At 36.4% G+C, this 25,727-nt stretch carries 21 protein-coding genes; 9 read left to right on the forward strand and 12 right to left on the reverse strand.

Going from position 1 to position 25,727, the window contains the following annotated elements; genetic code table 11:
- Positions 1-53: 53 nt before the first annotated feature.
- From JIN86_RS05035 to pepV, 6 genes are all read right to left on the reverse strand, one after another.
- On the reverse strand, positions 54-917 hold the full coding sequence (locus tag JIN86_RS05035) for a YtnP family quorum-quenching lactonase (protein ID WP_004226085.1): 864 nt from the start codon (positions 915-917) through the stop codon (positions 54-56).
- A gap of 11 nt (positions 918-928) precedes the next feature.
- Entirely contained in the window at positions 929-1,579 is a 651-nt protein-coding gene (trmB, locus tag JIN86_RS05040; RefSeq protein ID WP_016991781.1) for a tRNA (guanosine(46)-N7)-methyltransferase TrmB, read from the reverse strand.
- Positions 1,580-1,675: 96 nt separating this feature from the next.
- Entirely contained in the window at positions 1,676-2,605 is a 930-nt protein-coding gene (locus JIN86_RS05045; protein ID WP_004226082.1) for a diacylglycerol/lipid kinase family protein, read from the reverse strand.
- Positions 2,606-2,608: 3 nt separating this feature from the next.
- Complete coding sequence (locus tag JIN86_RS05050) at positions 2,609-3,613, reverse strand: NERD domain-containing protein (protein ID WP_202341367.1); 1,005 nt, start codon at positions 3,611-3,613, stop codon at positions 2,609-2,611.
- A 225-nt stretch (positions 3,614-3,838) separates the two neighbouring features.
- Positions 3,839-4,693, reverse strand: a complete 855-nt coding sequence (gene dat / locus JIN86_RS05055) for a D-amino-acid transaminase (RefSeq protein WP_004226078.1) — start codon at positions 4,691-4,693, stop codon at positions 3,839-3,841.
- Positions 4,694-4,720: 27 nt separating this feature from the next.
- A complete protein-coding gene (gene pepV, locus JIN86_RS05060) occupies positions 4,721-6,127 on the reverse strand; it encodes a dipeptidase PepV (protein WP_004226076.1) in 1,407 nt (468 codons plus the stop codon).
- A 357-nt stretch (positions 6,128-6,484) separates the two neighbouring features.
- Here pepV and JIN86_RS05065 point away from each other — a divergent pair, with 357 nt between their 5' ends.
- Positions 6,485-6,706 (forward strand): DeoR family transcriptional regulator, encoded by a 222-nt coding sequence (locus JIN86_RS05065; RefSeq protein WP_004226074.1) that lies wholly within the window; start codon positions 6,485-6,487, stop codon positions 6,704-6,706.
- Between the two features lie 371 nt (positions 6,707-7,077).
- Positions 7,078-8,247, forward strand: a complete 1,170-nt coding sequence (locus JIN86_RS05070) for an MDR family MFS transporter (RefSeq protein WP_004226066.1) — start codon at positions 7,078-7,080, stop codon at positions 8,245-8,247.
- Positions 8,248-8,306: 59 nt separating this feature from the next.
- Here the strand turns inward: JIN86_RS05070 and JIN86_RS05075 are convergent, their stop codons facing one another.
- The 4 genes from JIN86_RS05075 to asnB form a co-directional block, all read right to left on the reverse strand.
- On the reverse strand, positions 8,307-9,824 hold the full coding sequence (locus tag JIN86_RS05075; protein ID WP_004226064.1) for a GGDEF domain-containing protein: 1,518 nt from the start codon (positions 9,822-9,824) through the stop codon (positions 8,307-8,309).
- A gap of 166 nt (positions 9,825-9,990) precedes the next feature.
- The gene (locus tag JIN86_RS05080; RefSeq protein WP_202341368.1) at positions 9,991-10,704 is read right to left on the reverse strand and encodes a pseudouridine synthase; all 714 of its coding nucleotides are present in this window, start codon (positions 10,702-10,704) and stop codon (positions 9,991-9,993) included.
- 10 nt (positions 10,705-10,714) lie between these two features.
- Positions 10,715-12,328, reverse strand: coding sequence for a putative polysaccharide biosynthesis protein (locus JIN86_RS05085; protein WP_004226060.1), 1,614 nt, complete (start codon positions 12,326-12,328; stop codon positions 10,715-10,717).
- Positions 12,329-12,590: 262 nt separating this feature from the next.
- Complete coding sequence (asnB, locus tag JIN86_RS05090; RefSeq protein WP_004226058.1) at positions 12,591-14,441, reverse strand: asparagine synthase (glutamine-hydrolyzing); 1,851 nt, start codon at positions 14,439-14,441, stop codon at positions 12,591-12,593.
- A gap of 287 nt (positions 14,442-14,728) precedes the next feature.
- Here asnB and JIN86_RS05095 point away from each other — a divergent pair, with 287 nt between their 5' ends.
- A complete protein-coding gene (locus JIN86_RS05095) occupies positions 14,729-15,979 on the forward strand; it encodes a BaiN/RdsA family NAD(P)/FAD-dependent oxidoreductase (RefSeq protein WP_004226057.1) in 1,251 nt (416 codons plus the stop codon).
- 40 nt (positions 15,980-16,019) lie between these two features.
- Here the strand turns inward: JIN86_RS05095 and JIN86_RS05100 are convergent, their stop codons facing one another.
- Together JIN86_RS05100 and JIN86_RS05105 are read right to left on the reverse strand one after the other, a co-directional pair.
- On the reverse strand, positions 16,020-16,712 hold the full coding sequence (locus tag JIN86_RS05100) for an AIM24 family protein (protein ID WP_004226055.1): 693 nt from the start codon (positions 16,710-16,712) through the stop codon (positions 16,020-16,022).
- Between the two features lie 269 nt (positions 16,713-16,981).
- Positions 16,982-18,250, reverse strand: coding sequence for an L-lactate MFS transporter (locus JIN86_RS05105; protein WP_004226054.1), 1,269 nt, complete (start codon positions 18,248-18,250; stop codon positions 16,982-16,984).
- Between the two features lie 915 nt (positions 18,251-19,165).
- On the opposite strand from JIN86_RS05105, the gene JIN86_RS05110 reads away from it, so the two are divergent.
- The 6 genes from JIN86_RS05110 (at position 19,166) to JIN86_RS05135 (ending at position 25,725) form a co-directional block, all read left to right on the forward strand.
- On the forward strand, positions 19,166-20,653 hold the full coding sequence (locus tag JIN86_RS05110; RefSeq protein WP_202341369.1) for an ATP-binding protein: 1,488 nt from the start codon (positions 19,166-19,168) through the stop codon (positions 20,651-20,653).
- Entirely contained in the window at positions 20,650-21,318 is a 669-nt protein-coding gene (locus JIN86_RS05115; protein ID WP_004226048.1) for a response regulator, read from the forward strand. Before JIN86_RS05110 ends, JIN86_RS05115 begins: the two co-directional genes overlap by 4 nt.
- 280 nt (positions 21,319-21,598) lie before the next feature.
- Positions 21,599-22,633 (forward strand): DctP family TRAP transporter solute-binding subunit, encoded by a 1,035-nt coding sequence (locus JIN86_RS05120; RefSeq protein WP_004226046.1) that lies wholly within the window; start codon positions 21,599-21,601, stop codon positions 22,631-22,633.
- Between the two features lie 57 nt (positions 22,634-22,690).
- Positions 22,691-23,737 (forward strand): DctP family TRAP transporter solute-binding subunit, encoded by a 1,047-nt coding sequence (locus JIN86_RS05125; protein WP_004226044.1) that lies wholly within the window; start codon positions 22,691-22,693, stop codon positions 23,735-23,737.
- A gap of 241 nt (positions 23,738-23,978) precedes the next feature.
- Positions 23,979-24,476: a TRAP transporter small permease gene (locus JIN86_RS05130; protein ID WP_004226043.1), complete on the forward strand. Its 498-nt coding sequence runs from the start codon at positions 23,979-23,981 to the stop codon at positions 24,474-24,476.
- The gene (locus JIN86_RS05135; RefSeq protein ID WP_004226042.1) at positions 24,457-25,725 is read left to right on the forward strand and encodes a TRAP transporter large permease; all 1,269 of its coding nucleotides are present in this window, start codon (positions 24,457-24,459) and stop codon (positions 25,723-25,725) included. The genes JIN86_RS05130 and JIN86_RS05135 overlap by 20 nt, the downstream gene beginning before the upstream one ends.
- Positions 25,726-25,727 lie beyond the last annotated feature (2 nt).

The raw sequence follows: 25,727 nt of genomic DNA on the forward strand, positions 1-25,727 counted from the left end.
ACGCGAGGTATTGACATTTTATATGCCAAAATACCTCGCCTTTGCTTGCTCTATTAAAATGTAATAACAGCTTGTCTACTACGCTCTAATTTATCCACAATCTCTTTACCTGACTCATCCCATCTAATCATACGGTAATAAGCATCGTGATAGAAAATAAAGCCATAGTTATTTGCAAGGGCTTCCTTCATCAGTCGCTCCTTTGCAAATACACTTGTCATTGGATAATCGTCATAGGCTAATACCCATAATGGATTTTGATGAGCATGAGTCGGCATAATATCTGCCATATGCAATAACACTTCATCATTTTGTGTTAGCTTAATGACAGCATGTCCCTCACTATGACCACCAGTATGAATCATTTCGATTCCAGGTACTACTTCCAATGACTCTTCGTAGGTTTCAACTAAATGTTGAACTGGCTCCCAATTTTCTTTCCAATAAGTATTTTTTGAACGGATATTGGGGTTACGCATTTCATCCCATTCAATTTTCGTTACAAAAATCTTGGCATTTGGGAAAGTTGGTACAAGTACATCCCCTTCCCACTGCGTTAATCCACCAGCATGATCAAAATGTAAATGCGTCATTAACACTGCATCAATATCTGCTGTCGTTAATCCTAACTCTTGTAAACTAGCTGTTAACGAAGATTCTTCTGTTACACCAAAGTTTCGTAGCTGCTTTTCATTTAATTTGTTAAAGCCAACACCCGTATCAATAAGGTAGTTTTTGCCCCCAAATTGAATAAGGATAGGTTCTGTTGGCAATTCAATTTGATTTTTTTCATTGACTGGATATTTGCGGGACCAAAGAGGCTTTGGTACAACACCAAACATCGCACCACCATCTAGGCACGTAACACCCCCGTTTAGCCATGATAATGACATATTGTGAAACTGTAATTGATCCATCCATATTCCCCCTACAATTTAGTGATAAATTGCGATTCTAAGCGATAAATCGGCTGCCCCTTCGCAGAAAACTTCTCTTCATATTCCGTCATCACATTATCCTCTGGCATATTTGCATGCAGGTCGAGAGATACATACTTTAATAACATCCCATATTCAGACATACTGATTAAAGAATACTCGAAAAGACCTCGGTTATCCGTTTTAAAATGGACTTCCCCATTATCCACTAAAATCGACTCATATAATTTCAAAAAATCCCCGTGCGTTAAACGTCTTTTTGCATGTCTTGTTTTTGGCCAAGGATCTGAGAAATTCAGGTATACACGTGATACATCGTTTTTGTCAAAGAATTTATATAAATCTGCGCCATTTACTTTTAGTAAACGTAAATTCGCTGGAGATTTTGCCTCTAGCACTTTTTCTAGTGCACAAACAATCACACTATCGTAAAGTTCAATGCCAATATAATTGATTGTTGGATTTTGCAAAGCCATACCGGTCACAAATTGTCCTTTTCCAGACCCTACTTCAATATGGATAGGGTTATCATTGCCGAAAACAGCCTGCCAATTTCCTTTAAAGTCTTCAGGATTTGGAATAATCACCTCTGGGTGATCTGTAATCATTTCCTCTGCCCAAGGCTTATTTCTTAATCTCAATGTTGTTCCTCATTTCTTTCTTGTGAAATTATTGATTTTTTTATAGTATAACGTATTCCCTTATAATTCGCATGAAATTATTGCACCATGATAGTTTTATGAATCGTTAACAATAACCTGCCAAGCATTTTGTTGTATTGTACAATGGATATTGGTCTCTTGATTGACAATGCCAATATAATTCCCATCCGTATGGCAGTCAACCTTATCTGCTACGATAAGATCAAAGACTTGCCCCTGTAAAAAAGTAACTTCCTTAAATTTTGTATGCTTTTCAAAAAACACCGTGACAAATACAAGTAATAATTTGATACGAGAAATATCATGTACAATCGTGATATCCACTTGCCCATCATCTGCTTTTGCGGCAGGTGATATTTTCATGCCGCCTCCAAAATAAGGTTGATTACTCATCGCCACAAACCACGTCTGCTGAAATTGCCATTCCTGTTCCCCTGAACGTATCGTTATGTCAAAGCGTTCAAAGCGAAATAACCCTCTAATTACAGCGACAGCATACGAAAGTTTCCCTAGTCCAATCTTATTGAGATAAAACTTAAGACGAGAAGTGTTAATTGATTTTGTCACAAAGGCATCGAAGCCTAGGCCAGCATTATTAACAAATATTTCTGTTTGTTGATTACCAATCTGAACGATCCCTGCATCCATTTTTACATTAGCCAAGGTAGTCTTTACATAATCCTCGATTTGCTGGGCATTGGAAAAGGAGTGAAAATAACGTGCAAAGTCATTACCAGAGCCAGCACGAACTACACCAATTATGATGTATTTATTATGTATAACACCACTAACCACTTCATGAATAGTGCCATCACCGCCAACAACGACAAGCAATTTTTTCTCTTGTTGCTGGTGTGCCCATTGTTGAGCGATTTTCTGTCCATGTCCTGCATATTCAGTAAAAGCCACTTGATAGGAAATCGTTAGTTGCTCTCGAAGTTGGAGCCAAACTTTTTTTCCTTTCCCATTCCCAGCAGCCTCATTGACAATAAATAGAACGTTCATAGATCAGTCCTCTGTTGGCTGAGATGCTTGCTGCCATATATCTCGGTTAAAGGAGGTGGTTTGGACCGTATTTAAAATTGTCTGCGCAGCTCGGATTTGCATATGCTTCATAGGAGAGGAAACTTTTCTTAAATGCTCTATCCATTCATGGTAATTTCGACGATCAACAAAGCGAACCCCAAATGGTGAACCAGGATAATCAAAATACCCATTACGAGATAGCACAACCTTACGGATGGGCATATCAATATCCTCTTGTTTAAATAATTGCGACAGTACCGATTCCATCCGCCCTAAGTTAATTGTTGGATTCAGGACTTTAGAATCCTTAGTCCCTACTTTTTTAATCCAGAAGCGATCACTGCCACCTACATATACAGCTTGATTTTCAGCCTCTAAGACCGTAATACAAATACACTCTGTCGGCGACATTAACACTACTTCTAGCTCTATAGGTGCTTTTCTAATTTGTAGTATTGGATAATAAAACAATAGATAATTATCTGGCAATGTTTGCAATAGCATACGGAGCAATGAGTCACGCATGAAGCGAGGATCTACATATGATTTTTCCCGTAATGTTGAACTGGCCCATTTCATTTGAAAATGAAAGAACTGATCAATAAACATTCGTTTCAACTCATGGATGGATTGTGGTGCATACACAATTTTAGGTTCAAATGTGAGCGTCGTTTCTTCTTCAGGAATGATATCCTCATCGCTAACAAGCTCATTTGATATTTCTACTTCTTCCACATCCTCTGTTGTTTCCTTTTGACGTCCAGCAAACCATTTTTTTATGAAGGAAAAACGTTCTTTTTCCTCGTAAGCCTCCCCTTCAGCCTCATTGTCGACATGTTGCCACTCGCTAATATCTTCTCCTAATTCCCACTGTCGCTTAATGCGCTCCCATTGGTTTTTCTTCAGGCGCACAAATTGTGTTGGGTATCTCGCTAAATCAATTTGATAGCGTGAAATGTAATCTTGTAATTTCACTAATTGTGCCATGTAAAGGTCACTCCATTCTTACTCACCATATCTATAGTTCTCTTTTTATCTAGATTGCTTTGGTAGAAAAAAGAGGCATTGTATTCAATACATCGACAATTATTCTACAAATTTCAATCTGTAAAATTATTCATTACTATCCTTTTTATTTTACATGACGATACCAAACATTACATCCATAAAAAAGAGAACTACCCTTATCGATAGTTCTCTTAAACGGTTCTTTTATTTTGTATTCAAAGAAATTGGTAATTTCGCCTCAAAAGCTTGTTGCAATTTACGCGTCCATTCACCTGGCACTCCAGTACCGATTTGGTTGCCATCCACATCAATAACAGGAGTAACTTCTGAAGATACAGAGGATACAATGATTTCATCCATTGTTAATAAATCAGCTTTTGTCATTGGTTCTTCAACGACAGGTAAACTAATTTCCTCTGCACATTTTAAAATGACCTGACGAGTAATACCGTTTAAAATGAAGTTATTAGCTGGGTGTGTATAAAGCTTACCGTCTTTAATCCCATAAACATTTGCTGATGAACATTCTGTTACGATATCCCCGCGATGTAAAATTGCTTCGTAGCAGCCCTTTTCAGCTGCCTCTTGTTTTGCTAATACTGCACCAAGTAAATTTAAAGATTTGATATCACAACGCAACCAACGAATATCCTCTACAAACGTAGCCTTAACCCCTTTCTCAAAGTTTTCATATGCACGTTCACCAGCTTTCACATTACCTGTTAATACAGCTGGGACACTTGCATCTGGGAAAACGTGATTACGTGAATTGGCACCACGTGTAATTTGGAAATAAACATGCCCTGTACCAAGATTATTTTTTTCAATCAGCTCATGTAATAATTTGTGTAAAACGTCTTTTGTATAAGGAATAACAAGACGAATTTTTTCGGCGCTTGCATAGAAACGATCAATATGCTCTTGTGCTGTAAACATATTTCCGTTATACACTTTGATTACTTCATAAATGCCGTCACCAAATTGATAGCCTCGATCTTCTGGTGATACTGCAATGGATCCTTCTTCAACAATTTGATCATTCCATAATGAATATGCCATGTTTTGTTCATCCTTTTCGTCTTTGAGTTATTTTTTTCCTGCAAGTTCAACAATTGCTTCAGCATAAATTGCCGCTGCTTTTACGAGGTTTTCAACGACAACAAACTCATCCGCTCGATGCGCTACATCTGGCTCCCCTGGGAACAACATGCCAAATGCCACGCCTTTTTTCATCACACGTGCATACGTCCCACCACCAGTTGATAATAAAGGTGTTTCTGTATCTCCCGTTTGACGTCTATAAATAGCTGCTAATGTCTGGATGAATGGATCATCTTCGCTGACATAATGTGGCTTGGAGTCATCTTGTATGTCTAGAGAAAACCCTTTTTCTACCGTTAAGCGTTGTGCTGCTGTTATTTTTTCATCGAACGGATAGGAAACTGAATAGCGCATACTAATTACTAAACTGCCACCTTTATGGACATCATAGCTTACGATCCCTGGATTTAATGTTGTTGGTCCTGACATTGTATCCTCAAACTGCAGATCGAGCTGACTACCATAATGATCCTGATAAAAAACATCTGCAATAAAGTCGACAAATTGTTTACTTGCTTCTGTCGTCAACTCTTGTTGTAAAAATGCTGCAAGATAAACAGCTGCATTGATACCTTTATCTGGTTCCATTGCATGGGCTGCTTTACCTTTGATAGTTATTATATAGCGAGACTCCTCCATTAATAAAGAGCCTTCTAGCTGATTTTTGCTTAAAAATGTTTGAAAATTCTGTTCGAATGATGCTGTTACATGCTGAATCATTGCTTTTGCAAAATCAGGTACCATATTTGAGCGCTTTCCTGCATTAAATAGTAGTAGTTGTTCTTTCGTTGCATCACCCACTTTATTTTGAGAGAACACAAGCTCTGCAATGCCTTTTTCTGCATTGATGAGCGGGAAATCCGCATCTGGTGCAAAACCAATTGTCGGCATTTCCTCCTGTTTAAAATAGTGGTCGACACAGCGGAATCCTGTTTCTTCGTCTGTACCAATAATCATTCGTACTCTTTTTTCTAACGGAATACCTGCATCTTTCACAAGTTTCATGGCCATCCATGCCGCAATCGTAGGCCCTTTATCGTCAATCGCACCACGTGCAAATAATTTACCATCAGCTACTGTGCCGCTGAAAGGAGGGTAAGTCCAATCTGCTTCTTCTCCAATTGGAACAACATCAACATGACATAAAATACCAAGTAAATCTTCACCAGTTCCCATTTCAATATGTCCAGCATAATTATTAACATTTTTCGTGAGCAGGCCTTCTTTTTGACCTTTTGCTAGTAACCATTCAAGCGCTTGAAGTGGACCATCTCCAAAAGGTACTTCAGTAGTTATTGTATCCTCATCGAGCACACTATTTATTTGCACAAGCTCCTGTAACTCTTGTATTAATTCGTCTTGCCTTTCTTTTGCAGCTTGTAACCAATCCATACCATGTACCTCCTTCAAAGTATTAACATTATTCTACACCTTACAACATATATGACAATCAGCTTTCTGACAACTATTTTCAGTAACTTCTACTGTCACTACCATATATAGCACGTTTTTCACGTATTCCCACAAAATACAGTATAAATTTTATATATTAATTGTAAATTTCTCTTGCATTCACTAGAAAATTAAGTAGTTTTTCTATATAATAAAGTTATCAGAATAATTGTTCTGACTATAAAATTAGAAAAGGGGATGTCTAAGGCAGCTACTTATTAGCCTAAGTGCACTCCGCACATATTGTCGTCCGCTAGTCTTTGCCAAGAGAATTAAGATGAAGGAGTGGTTCATTTAATGAAACCAACTACTGATCGAATGCTTAATCGTATTAAAGACGTGTACATGTTTATTTTAGACAAAGGAACCGTGTCTACACAGGATTTAGTCGAAGAGTTTAGTATCACTCCTCGCACCGTTCAAAGAGATTTGAACGTGTTAGCCTTTAACGATTTGGTGACGAGTCCAAGTCGAGGCAGATGGACAACGACGAAGAAAAAAGTAAAATTAACGTCTTAGTTTTACGTTTTGTACGTAAAGCATTATGTATGGAAAAAGAATGGCCTTTCGTCGGGGTCATTTTTTTTTGTCGTTAGAAGATTATTAGATGTTTTGCCCACTTTGCTTACTGACTTCTCCGTCTTGCTTTCTGTATAAGGTAATTATTTTCACCTCTTTGTCAATCATCGTTTTATGTAAATTGATGATTTATAAAGGGATTATTTACATCGCTCCTTTACCCTTCAATCTGAGCTTCACATTTTAGCATAGCAGCATAATCTGCACGCCATTAGCTGCTCTGTTCTCTTTCAAGATTATTTTAACTATTTACAGTTGCTTAACAATCCGTTAAACTCGAAACATTCTAAATGTTGAGAGGAGGATTTTATATGACTTTGTCAAAGTTGTTTCATCCATTAGTTTGGATTATTTTAGGTGGGACAATTTTCACACGTATTGCAAGCTTTATGGCAATGCCTTTTTTAGCTATTTATTTACATAATGAAATTCAAGCCTCTCCCTTACAAATTGGATTGACAATTGGTATCGCGCCACTCATTTCCACAGTAGGTGGATTTTTCGGTGGTTATTTAACAGATCGCTTTGGTAGAAAAAGCGTTATTCTATTAACAATTATCGTTTGGAGTCTTGTGTTCTTTGGCTTCGCAACGGTTCATGCTGTTTGGCTTTTTATTCTATTCAATGCTTTAAATGGACTTTGTCGATCATTTTTCGAACCTTCCACACAGGCATTGATGATTGATTTTACACCTGCCGATAAACGAAAAAGACTATTTTCCTTACGTTATACGGCCATAAATATTGCAGCGGTTATTGGTCCTATTATTGGCGTGTATATCTCACAGCTATCCAGTCCAAGTATCCCTTTTATGCTGACAGGGATGATGTATATTATTTACGCAGTGTTTTTATTTTTTGTGTTAAATCGCTATCAAATGCAGCAACCCAAAGCTGTTACACAAACAAAAATCCTCAGTACATTCACGATTCTTTTGACAAATCGTGTGCTGCTTAGCTTCATATTGGGAGCCATTTTAATCAATATTGGGTACTCGCAATTTGACTCAACGCTACCTCAAATTATCGAATTAAAGATTGATGAAGGTGCGAAACTTTATTCGTTATTAATCTCTCTCAATGCAGCAGTTGTGTTATTACTACAATTACCTATTAGTATAGTATCAGAGCGCTTTTCATCTACAGCCACATTATTAGTAGGTGTACTGTTCTTTGCTATTGGATTATGTATGTTTGGATTCTCCAATAATTATACGCTCTATATCATTGCCATGATTATTTTTACCATAGGTGAAATCTTTGCCTTCCCTACAATGAATGTCATGATTGACGAAATTGCACCAGATACTCAAAAGGCAACCTATTTAGGGGCTGCACAATTTAAAAATTTAGGTGGCTTTATTGGCCCAATAATAGGCGGTTGGCTCTTGACTCATTATATGAACGCTATGTTTCCTGTCATCGCTGTTCTTGTTTTATGTAGTTGTATCTTTTATAGAACAAAAATAGCAGCTCATTAATAAACGCCCCATTGCTATCAAAATAGCTAATTATGCTATCGATAGAATGGGGCGTTTTTTTAACTATTATAACCCTCGTCAGCAGCGACCTCTGCATAACTAGAATATTGATCCTTACCAGCATTTTTGGATTGATAAAGCGCTTTATCGGCCCGTTCAAATAAGCTCATTTCTGTATCCTCAGCATGATTATAAATGGCTCCGCCCATGCTCACAGACAACACAGACCATTTCTCGCTCGCTTGGCCATCATATCGAACTGATCTTATTTGAGTCAAAATGTCCTCTGCCATGTGCTGCATCTGTTCCTCTGTTGTATCGTATAAAACAATGGCAAATTCATCCCCACCGAAGCGTACGACAAAGCCACTTTGTTTCACAACATGCTTTAAAATTTTCGCTGTTTCAATGAGGATATGATCTCCTTCTACATGACCAAATTGATCGTTTACTTGTTTAAAGTTATCTAAATCAATTAACAATAAACCTGGCACATTCATTTTTCTTTTTCTTAATAAACTATCAATTTTTCTAATATATGTAGCACGGTTATAAACACCTGTTAACGGATCGAAGGTAGCTAGGTGTATTGTTTTAGATAAAATTTTATTAATAACTAACAGCATAATAAAGGATGTTAGTAGGGCGATAGACAGTAAAATCCAAAATTGTTTCGTATTTTTTTGAAGAGCTTCCATTTTAGTGAAATTGATAAATTTCACATAGACAATTCTTTTGGATGACTCCCCTCTCACTGTCTCTGCTTCATAGGGCAGAAAACGATGTGTTTCTATATAACCATTGTCTAAAGCCTTTTCATATTCAACTGGCTCCATTGTTTTCTTTGCTAGCTCGAAGTATTCTTGAAATTTCTTAGATTGCTCCTGTACAGTGATTCTCTTCGATCTCGAATCATTAAAGAAAACGCCACCTGCATTAATAGCTTGCACATCCACTAAATCAATATATTTACTAATTAAGTACTGTGCAGTTTTCTCAAAATTAAAGGTTTGGAAGACAGGATCATTTAGTAGGTCTATACCTAACTCAAGCAAATATTTCTTATCATGTGTTGCCAGATAGCCAAATTCTCGATATTCTCCTGTTGATGTTGAAATATCAATGCCATCTGTAAAAAATTCGCCACTAGCGCGCCGCTCATCCAATAAAGCAGAAAAACGTTGACAGCAAAGCGAGAAATCCAAGCCAATATCTCTGGCAAAAGTCGTGTAAACCACTGTATTGGATTGATCCACTATGTAAATATCCATACCATGTTTCTTTTTCATTTGCTGCAAATCCCAAGTAGCTACATTAGGGTTTTCATGGTAATAGTTTTTTAACTGTCTAAGCTCCTGTTCCATTTTGTCTGAAATAGTATTATCAAAATAAAAATGGGCATCATCGACAGTTTGCATATCTGTCAAAATATGATTTTCAATTAATATTTTATTCATGCTCACTTGCTTTTCTATCTCTGTTACCAGTATTTGTCGGTTTACATATGAAATAACAGCAACAAGTATGAGTGCAAATGCTATTAAAGATAGTAATAATTTAATACGCAGGTTCTTCATTTAATTGTCCTCTACTTATTTATACCATCGTCTTTTGGGAAACATTTCAAAATATGATACATTCTATGACTATATCACAATAACTCATTTCATATTATACAGTTACAGTCATATTACTGTATATAAAAATCCCCGATGCTATGTGAGGCATCGAGGAATAATATGTTTAATGATTGTTTTGTAGATCGTTTAGCTCTTCAGCAGTGAGCTCACGATATTCACCTAACGCTAGATTTTCATCTAATTTCAGGCTTCCCATGGAAATACGCTTTAAATATGTTACACGTTTTCCTACAGCCTCAAACATTCGCTTTACCTGATGAAACTTGCCTTCTTGAATCGTTAGCTCTATTTCCGATTGCTGTGCAGACTTTAGAATCACAAGCTTTCCAGGCTTTGTAACATAGCCATCATCTAGTTCAACACCATTTGCAAATTTCTCGGCATCTTCTTCTGTCACAACGCCTTCAATCTGTGCGTAATAAACTTTTGGCACATGCTTTTTTGGAGACAATAAATTATGAGCTAAGTGACCATCGTTTGTTAATAAGAGCAACCCTTCTGTATCTTTATCTAATCGACCAACAGGAAACGGTTGAAAATGCTGGTGTAATGGCTCTAATAAATCAATGACTGTTTCATCTCTTAAATCCTCAGTGGCAGAAATAACACCAGGCGGTTTATTCATTATAAAATAAACAAATTCTGTATAAACAACGCGCTCTCCAAACACTGATACAATTTGCTGTTCTGGGTCTACATGTAAAGCTGCATCCTTGACATAAGCACCATCTACTGTGACAGCTTTTTGCTTTAATAACTGCTTCACTTCCTTACGAGAACCGTACCCCATATTTGCTAGTAATTTATCTAAACGCATCGTTCCACTCCTATTTCAATCCCAGTTTACTCATAATACGGGTTAATCGTTCACCTAATAGCTTTTGGGCTAAACCTAGGCGTAATGATAAAAAGCCATAAACAGCCGCACCAACACCCGCACAAATAATTGAGAATAGTAATGCTGAGAATTTACTATCAACTGGTCCCATTAGTAATTCCAATAATTTATGCACCATCAGCACGCTAATGGCCATCGCCATTGTCAATAAAGCAATTAGCATGACACGACGCACAACCATTTCTGATCGATAATTCAACGTTTTTCGTAACACAAGCATATTAATGATAATCGAAACACTATAGCCAATAGCTGTAGCTACTATTGCACCATCTGCCTCTAACCAGCGAATTAAAGGAATATTTAATGCTAGCTTTACGAAAATTCCAGATAATAAGCTGAAAACAATCCACTTTTGAAAATCAATTCCTTGAAGTAGTGCTGCTGTGACTTGAAATAACGCAAATAAAATAGCAACAGGTGCATAATGCGCTAAAATCGTTGCTCCCATTTCGCTTTCTGAATAAAGCATAAAATAAATTTCATTGGCTAATAAAGAAATACCAACCACAGCTGGCAATGTAATAAAGATTAAAATTTGATAGGTCTTATCCATTGCATGGCGGAGCGCTAAATACTCCCCCTGTGTAAAATACTTTGTAATTGTTGGTACAAGCGCCATCGAAAATCCAGTCGCTAGCATAACAGGGATGATAACAACTTTATGTGTCATAAAGTTAATCATCGATAAATAGGTATCTGTTACTTCTGCTAAACCAATGGACGTCATTGCTCCATTAAACGTAAGCATGTCGACTAATTGGAATAATGGATTGGCCACCCCTACAAACACCATTGGGATGGAATAGGTAATCACTTCTTTATAAATATTGGACATTGGTAACTGTGTGGAAGTCACACTTTGGCTACGTAATAAGTTAAATTCAGGCTGATATTTTTTCCAGTAATAATAAAGAACACCTAATCCACCGATTGCCCCGATAAATGCTGCAAACACAGCAAAGGAGATGGCTGTCTCTGGTTTTCCTTTAAACACAATAACCACTAGGAATGATCCACCAAGTAACACAACAATTCGCACAATTTGTTCCACCAATTGTGAAACGGCAGTAGGCTCCATTTTGTCGTAGCCTTGGAAGAAGCCACGCCATAGACTCATAAATGGTACTACGATTAAGGCAAAACTAACCCATCGTATTACTGAAGCAATTTGTTCAACTGTAAAGACTTGTTCCTCACTCTTAATAACTAGCCCTGCTATGGGCATAGCAAGTAGAAAGAGAGCAATAAATGCTGCAAAGCCAGTCACCATCATAATAAGAATGCCAGATTTCATCAGCTTGCGACCCGATTGATAATCCCCCATGGCATTATATTTGGATACAAATTTAGAGACGGCTATTGGCGCACCTGAAATGGCGATTGCCAGCATAATTGAATAGGGAATATATGCATATTGATAAAGCGCAATGTTCTTTTCGCCAACAATTGCATAAAACGGAAAAATATAAATTAATCCGAGTACCTTCGATAAAAACATCCCCATTGTTAATATCGCAGTACCTTTCATTAAATTGGACATCATACCCATCCATTCATTGTAAAATCAATATTATTATCGTAACACTTTAAAGGCTCTTATAAAACATTTTCCTTACTCATACACGACATGCAAACGCTGTCACCTTGTAAATGATTTAAGTAAACCAATTGTAATCTTACCACATTTATAGGAAATGAGACGCATAAAAACACCAAAAAGTTCATTCATAAAGAAACTTGAAGAAAAAAGGCCTTAAAATAATCGGTGAGGAATTGAACATCCCCACCGATTAAGGTATTTCTTATACCATGTCCACAAAGAACTTTTTATACCATACTAGGAATACATAAACTGTCCAAATATAACGACCACGATTTGCTTTCCCTTCGTAGTGCTCATCTAGATAGCCAACTAATTGTTTTGTATCAAAAAATTCATTTGCAAAGTCAGTTGTAAACATTTCTTTTACCATACTGTAATACTTTTCTTCACGTAACCAGTGACGAATTGGCACTGGGAATCCAAGTTTCGGACGCTTTGCCCATTCTTCTGGCAATTCCTGATGTGCAGCTTGACGTAAAACATATTTTGTATCGATATCATTCACACGGTATCTTGAAGGAATATTTTTCGCTAACTCCATTACTTCTTTATCTAAGAATGGTACACGTAATTCAATTGAGTGTGCCATACTCATTTTATCTGCCTTCAATAAAATATCACCAGGCATCCAAAGATTTAGATCTAGATACTGCATTTTTGTCACATCATCATCGCCAGGCACTTCATCATAAATTCGTTTTGTAATCGATTTTACAGATGGGGCATTTTTATAAGCTGGCTTTAAAACATTAATAGCATCTACTTCATCCCAAACTACCGCTTCTCCAATAAAGCGCTCTTCTACTGTTTGAGCACCTTTAATAAGGAAATTCGTGTATTGATTTTTCGGTAGAGCTTCTGCCATCCCACGTAATGTTTTTCGAAGACCTAATGGTAATTTTTCGTATTTTTGCATTCTTCCTGAGTTTTGATACCAAGCATACCCACCAAAAATTTCATCAGCACCTTCACCTGATAGGACAACCGTTACATCCTTTGAAGCAAGCTCCGAAAGGAAGTAAAGTGGCACTGAAGATGGATTGGATTGTGGTTCATCCATATGCCATTGAATTTTAGGTAGCGCTTCAAAACACTCATCTGCTGTAATGTATCTACGTTCATTTTGAATATTCAACGTATCGGATAATTCTTTTGCAAGATTTGTCTCATTGAACATATCTTCATAGTCCGCAAACCCGACTGAGAAGGATTTATCTGGGCGTAATAAGGACGTAATATAACTAGAGTCAATACCACCCGATAAGAATGAACCAACTTTTACATCACTGATTTGATGAGCCTCTACAGATTCTTTAACAGTCGAACGAATTTCTTCAATATATTTTTCGATTGGTGCTTCTTTTGCATGGAATTTTTTATCCCAATATTGCACGATTTGCTTTTGTCCATTTTGAATTAGCATATAGTGTGCTGGTGGTAATTTAAAGACACCTTTAAAGAATGTTTCATCCATAGATGAATACTGGAATGTTAAATAAGGGCGAAGTGCCTGTTTATTTAACTCTTTAATAAATGATGGGTGTGGTAAAAACGATTTAATCTCAGAACCAAAGATAAACGTACCGTCAGTTGTATGCTCAGAGTAATACAATGGTTTGATTCCAAAGCCATCGCGCGCAATGAATTGTAAATCATTCTTTTTATCCCAAATACAGAAGGCAAACATCCCACGCAGTTTCTTCACAAAATCTACGCCATATTCTACATAGCCATAAATAATGACTTCACTATCTGACTGCGTTTTAAACGTATGACCTTTTTCAATAAGATCTGCACGCAGCTCTTGGAAGTTAAATATTTCTCCATTAAATACAAGCACAATATTGCCATCTGCACTATATAATGGTTGATTTGCTACGTCTGATAAGTCAATAATACTTAATCGACGGAAACCCAACGTCACTTTATCGTCACTATGAATACCACCGCTATCTGGTCCACGGTGAATAATTGTATTCATCATATTTTCTATCGTCTGATGATGATCAATCACATTTGTTCCATTAATATAACCTATAAATCCGCACATTCTATTTTTCACCTCATAATTTAGTGCATAACCTTTACCATAATAGCACGAAAAGACATTCATTTCATGCTGACAATGCTAATAAAGGAAAACTTTCATTCATCCAATTGTATAACAAAGAATATTGTGTTTCATTCTACTGTATAAGCTCTTCATCCCAAAAGAAGAGATACAGAATTATAAAACACTTTTCTATTATTTTCAATGTCAAAGAAAGTCCCTCTCTATATAGACTTCATGTATAATAGGAAAGATTCCTAATTTGAACAGAAAGTGAGTTTCTAACTATGTATGATGTAATCGTGATTGGTGGTGGCCCATCTGGTTTAATGGCGGCAATTGCTGCTGGAGAGCGCAAAAAGAAGGTGTTATTGTTAGAAAAAGGCACAAAACTAGGCAAGAAATTGGCCATTTCTGGCGGAGGACGCTGTAATGTTACAAATCGTTTGCCTGTTGAAGAAATTGTGAAACATATACCCGGTAATGGCCGTTTTCTCTATAGTCCATTTACCGTTTATAATAATGAAGATATAATTGCATTTTTTGAAGGGCTTGGTGTCGCCCTAAAGGAAGAGGACCACGGTAGAATGTTCCCTGTATCCAATCGCGCACAAGATGTCGTTGATGCGCTGATTAGACAGCTACAACGTCTTCATATTGAAGTTCGTTTACACACAGCTGTCAGTAAGCTTCTAATGGATGAAGATAAAATTTTGGGTGTACGTCTTGCTGACGGCACCGAAGTCCGTAGTCAAGCAGTCGTTGTAGCCGTTGGTGGCAAGGCGGTTCCACAAACAGGCTCAACAGGTGATGGCTATCCTTGGGCTGAACGTGCGGGTCATACAATCACAACCTTATTCCCAACGGAAGTCCCTGTTATTTCAAAAGAAGATTTTATTCAAGCACGTGAGCTACAAGGACTAGCATTGCGTGATGTTGCTGTCTCCGTGCTAAATAAAAAAGGCAAGACACTCGTCACCCATCAAATGGATATGCTCTTTACCCATTTTGGTTTAAGTGGTCCTGCTATTTTGCGTTGTAGTCAATTCGTTGTGAAAGAATTAATGAAAACAGGCTATGAGCCCGTGACAATGCGTATTCAAACATTAGTACATTATAATGAAGAAACATGTCTACAATATTTAAATAAATTAATAAAAGAAGATCCGAAAAAGGCTGTGAAAAATGTTTGGAAAGGCATAGCACCTGAACGATGGCTCTTGTTCTTATGTGAGCGAGCACATATTGATGTTCAATTGACGGGTGCTGAATTATCCCAAGAGAAAATTCGTCAGCTAGCACGTTTACTAGTAAACTTCACGTTGAAAGTGAGTGGCACACAGTCACTTGATAAGGCATTTGTAACAGGTGGTGGTGTCTCTGTAAAAGAAATCGAGCCAAAAACAATGGCCTCAAAGAAAAAAGAGGGACTGTTTTTTTGTGGAGAAATTCTTGATATTCATGGCTATACAGGCGGCTATAACATCACTTCAGCCCTCGTAACGGGACGTATTGCAGGAATGCATGCGGCATTATAATAGAAGAAAAAGCGTGTCCGTAGAAAACGGACGCGCTTTTTTAGCTTTCACTAGTCATATAGACTTCTTCAAATGGTTGGATAATAACAAAGCCTTCACCAGAAAACGCCATCTGGATGGATTCTCCACTGCCTCGGCCGATAAATGTACGGAAGCTAATATCTGTTTTAAATTCAGGTGTTAAGTTGCCTGACCATGCGACAGTAGCATGTGGATCAGTATATACTGTTTCACCTGGTTTCACTAATAATGTCAGTGGTTCAAAATGAGTTGTAATCGCAACCTTCCCTGTTCCTTGAAGTGTTACATTAAATAAACCACCTGACATGATGCCAGCCATTTTACGCATCAAACGTATATCCCATTCGATGCTAGGCTCAAAGGCAAGTAAATCATTGCCATTGACACAAATACTGTCGTTTTTCAAATCAAAAACAGTTACTTTCTTTCCTTGGTCCGCTAAATAGAGTCTGCCCTTTCCGCTAGCTTTCATCAATTGCGTACCTTCACCCGTTAAAGCCTTTTTAAACATTTTGCCAAGACCATGCTCCAAGACGCGCTCACGTTCAAATTTAATATCACCTGTATAGGAAATCATAGCGCCCATTTTTGACCACACTTCACCGTTTAGATTAACCTCTAATACGCGTTCAGTTTCCAATTCAAAATAATCATTCTCATTATCGTCCTGCTGTGTTTTATGAACAAATTCATCTAAAGAAAATTTCCCCATGATTGATCCCTCCCTAATTACTTTATATACGTTGATCGTTGAGAAAAGATTCAATTTTTAACGGATTGTTCCTCGTTGTGTATTTCGTTACAAAATTTCTCTTTTAATAACGAAATCACTTTATTTCCAGTAATGTTATTGACATCAGACACATGCTGTTATACATTAAAAAAAGAAATTGTACTTGTTATATAACAAGTAATTCAAAAAAATAACTATATAAGTGCCATCCTCGAAATGACACCTATATAGTAAATTGAAAGTTCATATTATTGTGTAGCAGATACATCTCCAACATTTTGCGCTGCTTTTAAAGCTGTTTGCTTACGTACATCTGCACGTAACGTTAAGGAAATAATCAACGAAGCTGCGATTAAACCTGCGAATACATAGAATACAGGAATGTAACTTCCATACGCATTTTTGATTGCACTTACTAACAATGGTCCAAAAACTCCACCCAATGACCACGTTGTTAATAAATAACCATGAATCACACCAAGTTGCTTTGTGCCAAATAAATCACTTGCAAATGCAGGTAGATTTGAGAACCCACCACCATAGCAACTAACAACTAAGAAGATAAGTGCTTGGAAAATAATTACGTTAGTTGTATGTGGTAAAACGATAAATGTGATTAGCTGTGCAGTAAAGAAAATAACGAAAACGTTAGAACGACCGATATAATCAGACACAGCGGCCCAGATTAAACGACCACCACCATTAAATAACCCCATAATTCCTACCATTGCGGCAGCACCTGCTACTGATAGACCGACAATTTCCTGTGCCATTGGTGAAGCAACAGAAATCATCATAATCCCTGCTGTTACATTAACTAAATGCATTGACCAAAGCATCCAGAAGTGCTTTGTTTTAACAGCTTCTCGTGCTGACATAACAGCTAAATCTTTCTTCACTACGTCCTTACCATTATTGGCAGCTGCTTTCATATTAGCAGGCATATAACCTGGCTTAGGTGGTGCTATATATGATGCCCCTAAAATCATTAACGTGAAGTAACTTGCCCCTAGAATAAAGTATGTTGTAGAAATGCCAACTGCCTCCATTAAGTTGGCTGCGACTGGTGCTGTAATAAGTGCACCCGATCCAAAACCAAGTACGGCCATACCTGTAGCTAGACCACGACGGTCTGGGAACCATTTTACAAGTGTTGATACAGGTGCAATATAGCCAATCCCCATTCCTAATCCACTAAGAACACCATATGTTAACCAATACATAACAACAGAATCCATTGAAATGGCTACACCAGCACCAGCTTGTCCTGCTCCAAATAAGACAGCTGCTACCATCGCCGATTTACGTGGTCCCATTTTTTCTACTAAACTACCAAATAATGCAGCTGAGAACCCAGCTAATCCCATCATAATGGTAAAGGCAATCGTTACCTTTGTTTCACTCCATCCCATTTCTGTGACAATCGGTAGCTTGTATACACTGTATGCATAGGCTCCACCGATTGAAAGGTGAATAGCGATTGCAGATAATGCAATTAACCATCTATTTTTATTCATAAATTCTCATTTCTCCCCTCTTTTGCTACCTGTGAAAATTCTATGAACGTCCATGTAAAACAATTTACCACTTAGAATTATTCAAATGCAAGATGTTTTTCTAAAAAATATTATTTCTCCAAAAAGTTTTTCATTCTTTTCTTAAAAATTAAAATCAAGCAAACCTTACAGCCTCTAAGAAAAATAAAGTTTCACAAACTAAAAAATCTACATATACTAGATTTTATTATTTTTCTACTCTACTTTATCGTTATATATTAATTATTCTCAAATAATTATTTTTGTGTATATTTTCACATGCTGTTTATGAATAAAATCTTAATTAGAATATTAATTTCTATTATCTATCTAAAGAAAGAACTATTTCTTTAGTTTATTACGCTAGAATTTTTAAGAACAGAAGAGAAATTTGAAACTATTTTCTACAAGATTTTTACTTTTATATGTATGAATAAAAAGCTGGTTTCCGTCTTTTATTTCCATATTTTTATTCTAATTTAAAAAAATTACAATACAATCAATGTATATTTCAAATTATTTATTGAAAGTGAAAAATTTTTTATTATTCAAATATATATATTAGAGTCCAATTTTCTGGCATATGTATGCCATTACAACAATATAAATCATATTTATCATTTGTTTTGTTATACTACACAATAAAAAAAATACTCTTCAACAAATCTTGTATTACAACAGATTTGTTATTTATGGTAATTTAGTATAAACTAAGAATTTTTAGTATGTTTTAAGGTAAACATGCTTATTTTGTAGAATTGGGGTGATGAATGTATAAAAGAAAGCTAATAGCTATCGCTCTTTTATATGTCTATGAAAAATATATCTTTACGTCTAAAAATGTTTATTTTTTCGTTTATTATTGTCCTTTTTTCTATAGCAACAAGTGGTGCTATCATGATCCATAACCTTTCGGGTGCATTTGAGAAAGAATTTGGAGCACGAGCCATTGCTATCGCGAGAACCGTTTCACAACTGACAGATGTACAAAATAATGTTGGGAAGCCGAATGGATTTGAAGTTATTCAACCTATTGCGGAGAGAATTCGTTTAACAACTGATGTTGATTATATCGTGATTATTGATATGAATAAAATCCGTTATTCTCACCCTTCCGAGAGCAAACTCGGCACAGTTTTTGAGGGTGGAGACGAAATAGAAGCTTTTTCACAGCATGAATACATATCAAAAGCTCAGGGAGTGCTTGGCTATTCCATCCGTGCATTCGTTCCTATAATGAATGAAGAAGGTACACAACAAGTTGGTGTTATTACAGTTGGGTTACTCACCCCAAAATGGTACAACCTACTAGATGAATATCAATTTGATATATTGATTTCTCTTTTTTGGGGACTAGCTATTGGATTAGGTGGTTCAGTCTGGGTGGCTAATCACCTAAAGCGTCAAACATTTAACTTAGAACCATACGAAATCGCACGCTTAGTCGAAGAGCGATCTGGCATTATACAGGCAATGGATATCGGTATATTAGCAACTGACGAAAGCGGTAATGTATCATTTATTAACCGTCTCGCAAGGCAGTATACTCATTTCTTTGAACAGAGAATTTCCCGCAAAGAATTATTTAATGGGACATGGCTTGCGGATGACATTTTACAGCAGCATGAAATATATAGACCTTTACTTATACATGACCAGATGTATTTAGTACGCACATTCCCTATTCGAATTTTAGATCAAAATGCTGGATACCTTATAATGTTAACGGATCGTAAAGAGGCAAATATGTTAGCTGAAGAATTAACAGGGATTAAAATGCTTGTGGATTCCTTACGAGCTCAACAGCATGAATATATGAACCGTTTACATAGTATTGCAGGATTAATTCAACTAGATCGTAATGATGAAGCTTTGAGTCTTATTATTGATGAAATTACGGATGAAGAGGAAATTATACAAATTTTACATGATAAAATACTTGATTACTCGATCCAAGGTTTATTGCTTGGGAAGTACTCGCGAGCAAAAGAACTCGGCGTGGAACTGACCATTGATGATGATTCAAAACTAGACGATATTATGAGCGGTTTTTCTAGTGGTGATTTGGTAACAATAATTGGGAATTTGCTGGATAACGCGATGGAAGCATGCTTTGAGTGTACGTATAAAGATGTACGATTAACGTTAATTGGCGATAAGCATTATCTATATATAGAAGTACAGGATAGTGGCTTGGGGATAATAGGTTTACCGCATCGAATTTTCGAATATGGTTTTACTACCAAACAAAAGGAAGGACATGGTATTGGCCTTGCACTTGTTAAACAAATTGTAGAATCTAATAACGGAAATATACAAGTTGAATCAACGGTCAATATCGGTACAAATATTACTATTGAGGTAGGGATGATAGAAGAACAATGAGCATACTTTCAGTTTTTATTGTAGAAGATGATCCAATGGTGCTTGAAATAAATAAAGGTTTTTTAAATAAAATGGTTGGTTTTCAGCTTGTAGGCGAATCGATCACTGGTCGTGATGCTTACGAAAAAATTAAAGTGAAAAAACCAGATTTAATTTTACTAGACATGTTTTTACCAGATATGACTGGTATGGAATTATTTTTAAAACTCCGTTCAGAAAGGATTCCCTCCGATATTATTCTGATAACAGCTGCGCGGGATGCTCCGACTGTTCAAGAGGCTTTACGATTTGGTGCAAGCGATTATCTCATTAAGCCCTTCCGTTTCGAACGTTTTGAAAAAGCTTTACAGCAATATAAAAATAGCTCTAAGTTATTTTCTAATTGCACGGCCTTAAATCAAGAGGATATTGATAATTGGCTAGGTATACAACAAGGGTCAAATGAATTACCTAAAGGCTTAAACAATTTAACGATGAAACAAATATTAGATTATTTAACAACATATCGAGTAGCTATAACCTCCGAGCAGCTGGCCCAAAATGTTGGAATGGCAAGGGTCACAGTTCGAAAATACCTAGATTTTTTAGCAACTAAAGGAACCGTTAGCATTGAACTACAATATGGAACAGTTGGACGACCAACGAAATATTATTCTATAAAATAGTTGAGCACAAATAGTTATTAAAATAAAAACTCATATAGAATCTGCTATTTTTCTTATTATGCATAGCTTTATGATGCTTTACTATGCACATTAATAAAAGAAAAGTAAGCAGATTCTTTTTTCTCTAGCAATCATCTTGTATTATAACAATTTATCAATATAACTAATTGTTATATACCATAAATACCAAAATGTTCATTAAAACCATAATATTGAATATTTATTCGTATAAAATACAATAGAAAGCGTTCACATCTTATACAGTTAGGAGTGAATTGACATGTGGCGTAACCCTATAAAAGTACTTTTCTTAAACTTATGTTTTTTAACCATCCTTATAGGCTGTCAACAGCAAACCTATCCAACTGACAATGAGCAATTAAGTCATGAAGAACAAATTGTCATTCGCTTTTCACATGTTGTTGGTGAAAACACACCTAAAGGAATGGCAGCAATTAAATTTGCGGAGCTTATTAAGGAACGAAGTAATGGTCATGTAGAGATTCAAGTTTTTCCGAATGGCGTACTGTACAAGGATGGTGAGGAGATGAATGCTCTTTTAAGAGGAGATATTCAGATGATTGCCCCTGCCATTTCAAAAATTACTACGTTTGTACCCGAATGGTCTGTCATGGATTTACCTTATGCATTTAAAAATGCACAAGAAGTTCATACATATGTTGAAAGCGAAGTTGGACAATCATTAATGAAGAGATTAAATAAACACAATCTAATCTCGATGGGCATATGGGATAGTGGCTTTAAACAGTTAAGTAATAGTATTCGTCCCATCCAAAACTTAACTGATCTACAAGGCTTACGCATGAGAATAATGCCAAGTGATATTTTAGCCGAGCAATTTTCCATTGCCGGTGCCTATCCTAGACGAATCGATTTTAATACGGTCTTCCATCAACTACAAAAAGGCAATGTTGATGGGCAAGAAAATACGCTCACTAATATTACAAGCAAAAATCTACATTCACTTCAAGATTACTTAACTATTAGTAATCATGGCTATCTAGGCTATTTGTTATTAATGAATAATGAATTTTGGAATTCCCTCCCTAAAAATGTACAGGAGCTTTTGATTGATACTCTTGAGGAAGTACAAACATGGGAGTGGCAACAAGCAGAGAATTTAAGTGCAGAAAGACTTCAGGAAATGGAAGCATGTCAATGCATACAAATTCATTATTTAACGGAGGAAGAAATAGAGGATTGGGAAAACGCCTTTAAACCTGTATACGACTATTATACAGAAAATTATGGTTTTAAATATATTGAGGCACTTCCTAAAAATCAATTTCATTAGCTAGGGTTTAAAAGGTTGCCCTTTTAACTATAAATATATATTTTAGGGGGATATAGAATGAAAAAATGGCTTTTCATGTCATTCATGGCTTTGCTTTTACTAGTACTTGCGGCTTGTGGTGGCGACAAAAAAGAACAAGCTTCTGCTCCAGCAGCTGAGGGAGATGGTGGCTACACCAAAGAAAAACCTCTTGTTATTAAATTCTCGCATGTAACTTCAATTGATAGTGTTAAAGGTAAAGCAGCTGAGGCATTTGCAAAATTAGTAGATGAAAAAACAGAGGGTAAAGTGAAAGTTGAGGTTTATCCATCCTCGCAACTTTATGGAGATAACGATGAATTAGATGCCTTAGTATCAGGAAATGTGCATATGATTGCTCCTTCTGTAACGAAAATGGTAAAAATCGATCCTCGTTGGCAATATGTTGATATGCCATACCTTTTTGAAAATCAAGAGCATGCTCGTAAGTTCTTTAATTCAGATGTTGCAAAACTGATTCTAGAATCTGACCAACTAGCAGCTAACGATATTAAAGGTCTCGTTTTCTGGGAAAATGGCTTTAAACACTTTTCCAATAACAAACACTCACTTGTGACAGTGGACGATTTTAAAGGACTAAAATTCAGAGCACAAGCAGGTAAAGTTTTAGAATCGCAGTTTAAAGCTTTGAATGCTGGTTCTGCGACAATTGCATTTGGTGAAACATACGCTGCCTTACAACAAGGAACAGTAGATGGACAAGAAAACACATTTAATAACTTTGATACTCAAAAATATCAAGAAGTTCAAAAGTACTTCTCCGTGTCTGAACATGGTCGTCTAGACTATGCCATCTTTGTAAACAAAACATTCTGGGAAAAAATACCTTCGGAGCTATTGACAGCAGTTGAAGAATCATTAAATGAGGCAACAACGTTAGCTTGGGATTTAGCTGCGGAAGAAAACGAAAAATCATTCGAAAACATTAAAAACTCTGGTATTGAAGTCATTGAGCTATCAGATGCTGAAAAAGAAGCCATCAAAAAACAACTGGAACCAGTTTATGAAGAGTTTACTGATGTTATCACAGAAGAACTCATTAATGGTATTCGTGATTTAAAATAAACAGAGTTCTTAAAAAAACTTACTATTCCAACAATTGGTTGATGTAAGAAAATCGTAACAACTTCTTGGGTATTCTTTGTTAGGAAGTTGCACTGTAGTAGACGATTTATCGTCAATATCAATAATTTTATTAGTATATCGCTTACTTACAAACGGGTGCTAAGAAGCTCACTTCAAACTGCAACATTTACAGTGGGAATAAAAGCATCCGTTTTTAACTTTAAATAAAGGAGGCAACAACATGAAGACCGTTTATAAAATATGGGGCTACTTAGAAGAAATTCTTGCTGGAATTTTTTTCGTAGCAGGTGTTGTACTCATTTTTTATGGGGTTATTATGCGCTACATATTCAATGAACCACAAGCATGGGTAGAGGAATTAGCACGCTATTCTATAATTTGGGGTACATTTTTGGGGTTCGGGTTAGCTCTTCGCCACAATCAGCATATACAGGTGGATATTCTATATGACAAGTTAAAGCCATCAAAAAAACGTCTATTAGATTTAGTAGCAACAGGTTTGAGCATCGCCTTTTGCTTAATTTACACGTACTATGGTTTTGTTTTAGTGGAAAATCGCTATACATCTGGTATGGTTTCACTTGATATAGGGATTCCAATGTGGATTGTCTATTTAGTCCTACCTCTTTCAGGTATTTTATTTTTACTAAGATTCGTAGAACGATTAGTTAATATTCTACGAGGAAAGGATGAAGAATATGCTAATCCTCTTACTTAGTTTCTTTTTGCTATTATTTCTACGAGTTCCTGTTGCTATTAGCTTAGCACTATCAACAATTCTAGTGTTCTTCCAAATAGATTTTAATATGAATATGATTCCACAGCGCATTTTTACTGCATTAGATTCCTTCCCTATGATGGCCATCCCTGGATTCGTGTTGGCTGGCGTATTAATGGCGCGCGGTGGAATATCAAAATATTTAATTGAAGCTTTACGTGCATGGATTGGTCACCTGCCAGGTGGTCTTGCAGTTGTTACAATTGTTGCTTGTGCTATTTTTGCCGCTATTTCAGGCTCTTCACCTGCCACAGCAGCAGCAATCGGCTCTATTATGATCCCTGCAATGATTTCAGCAGGCTATAAAAAACGTTATTCGATGGGACTTGTTGCAGCAGGTGGTACATTAGGAATTTTAATTCCACCGAGTGTTCCATTAATTATTTATGGTATCACCTCGGAGCAATCAATTGGTGAATTATTTATGGCTGGGGTTCTTCCTGGATTAGCTTTAACAGGCATTTTAATTATTGCTGCCATCTTTTATGCGAAACGCAATGGATTTAATGGAGATCAACCAGCTTCTTGGGAAGAACGTGGGCGTAAATCTTTAAAAGCCATTTGGGGAGCCTTTTTACCTTTTTTAATTTTAGGAACAATCTATTCAGGAGTTGTGACACCAACTGAATCAGCGGTGATTGCAGTTTTCTATGGCCTTATTGTATCCTTATTTATCTATCGTGAAATGAAGCTAAAGGATTTCCGCGAAGTATTAGTAGAATCTATTAATATTACCGCTATGATTTTCTTAATAATAGGTGCCGCTTCTTTATTTGGGCTTTATTTAACTAATGCACAAGTACCACAACAAGTTGGCGCATGGATTGCTGAAAGTGATTTAAATAAGTGGATTTTTATGATCATTGTCAATATTTTGTTCTTTATTATGGGTATGTTCTTAGAAGCTGTCTCTATTATTTTAATCACTTTACCAATATTATTGCCAATTCTTGCACACTTCGATATCAATCTATTACACTTTGCCATTATTATGACGATTAATATGGAATTAGGTATGATCACACCACCAGTTGGATTGAATCTCTTTGTGGTAAGTGGGATAGCAAAAGAAAAACTTGGGGAAGTGGTAAAAGGCGTTATACCGTTTATCATTTTAATGATTATCTTCTTAGCACTTGTTGTCTTAATCCCACAACTTTCTCTCTGGTTACCAGAGCAAATGAAATAAGG

Source organism: Lysinibacillus sp. HST-98, assembly GCF_016757845.1.
Lineage (GTDB): Bacteria > Bacillota > Bacilli > Bacillales_A > Planococcaceae > Lysinibacillus > Lysinibacillus capsici.

Excerpts from the sequence above, each read along its gene's own strand:
- JIN86_RS05070 (WP_004226066.1), top strand. The coding sequence starts at position 7,078 with ATGACTTTGTCAAAGTTGTTTCATCCATTAGTTTGGATTATTTTAGGT.
- JIN86_RS05100 (WP_004226055.1), bottom strand. The coding sequence starts at position 16,712 with ATGGGGAAATTTTCTTTAGATGAATTTGTTCATAAAACACAGCAGGAC.
- JIN86_RS05075 (WP_004226064.1), bottom strand. The coding sequence starts at position 9,824 with ATGAAGAACCTGCGTATTAAATTATTACTATCTTTAATAGCATTTGCA.
- JIN86_RS05065 (WP_004226074.1), top strand. The coding sequence starts at position 6,485 with ATGAAACCAACTACTGATCGAATGCTTAATCGTATTAAAGACGTGTAC.
- JIN86_RS05085 (WP_004226060.1), bottom strand. The coding sequence starts at position 12,328 with ATGTCCAATTTAATGAAAGGTACTGCGATATTAACAATGGGGATGTTT.
- JIN86_RS05130 (WP_004226043.1), top strand. The coding sequence starts at position 23,979 with ATGAAGACCGTTTATAAAATATGGGGCTACTTAGAAGAAATTCTTGCT.
- JIN86_RS05095 (WP_004226057.1), top strand. The coding sequence starts at position 14,729 with ATGTATGATGTAATCGTGATTGGTGGTGGCCCATCTGGTTTAATGGCG.
- JIN86_RS05105 (WP_004226054.1), bottom strand. The coding sequence starts at position 18,250 with ATGAATAAAAATAGATGGTTAATTGCATTATCTGCAATCGCTATTCAC.
- asnB (WP_004226058.1), bottom strand. The coding sequence starts at position 14,441 with ATGTGCGGATTTATAGGTTATATTAATGGAACAAATGTGATTGATCAT.
- JIN86_RS05115 (WP_004226048.1), top strand. The coding sequence starts at position 20,650 with ATGAGCATACTTTCAGTTTTTATTGTAGAAGATGATCCAATGGTGCTT.
- JIN86_RS05135 (WP_004226042.1), top strand. The coding sequence starts at position 24,457 with ATGCTAATCCTCTTACTTAGTTTCTTTTTGCTATTATTTCTACGAGTT.
- JIN86_RS05035 (WP_004226085.1), bottom strand. The coding sequence starts at position 917 with ATGGATCAATTACAGTTTCACAATATGTCATTATCATGGCTAAACGGG.
- JIN86_RS05120 (WP_004226046.1), top strand. The coding sequence starts at position 21,599 with ATGTGGCGTAACCCTATAAAAGTACTTTTCTTAAACTTATGTTTTTTA.
- dat (WP_004226078.1), bottom strand. The coding sequence starts at position 4,693 with ATGGCATATTCATTATGGAATGATCAAATTGTTGAAGAAGGATCCATT.
- pepV (WP_004226076.1), bottom strand. The coding sequence starts at position 6,127 with ATGGATTGGTTACAAGCTGCAAAAGAAAGGCAAGACGAATTAATACAA.
- JIN86_RS05050 (WP_202341367.1), bottom strand. The coding sequence starts at position 3,613 with ATGGCACAATTAGTGAAATTACAAGATTACATTTCACGCTATCAAATT.
- JIN86_RS05125 (WP_004226044.1), top strand. The coding sequence starts at position 22,691 with ATGAAAAAATGGCTTTTCATGTCATTCATGGCTTTGCTTTTACTAGTA.
- JIN86_RS05045 (WP_004226082.1), bottom strand. The coding sequence starts at position 2,605 with ATGAACGTTCTATTTATTGTCAATGAGGCTGCTGGGAATGGGAAAGGA.
- JIN86_RS05110 (WP_202341369.1), top strand. The coding sequence starts at position 19,166 with ATGATCCATAACCTTTCGGGTGCATTTGAGAAAGAATTTGGAGCACGA.
- JIN86_RS05080 (WP_202341368.1), bottom strand. The coding sequence starts at position 10,704 with ATGCGTTTAGATAAATTACTAGCAAATATGGGGTACGGTTCTCGTAAG.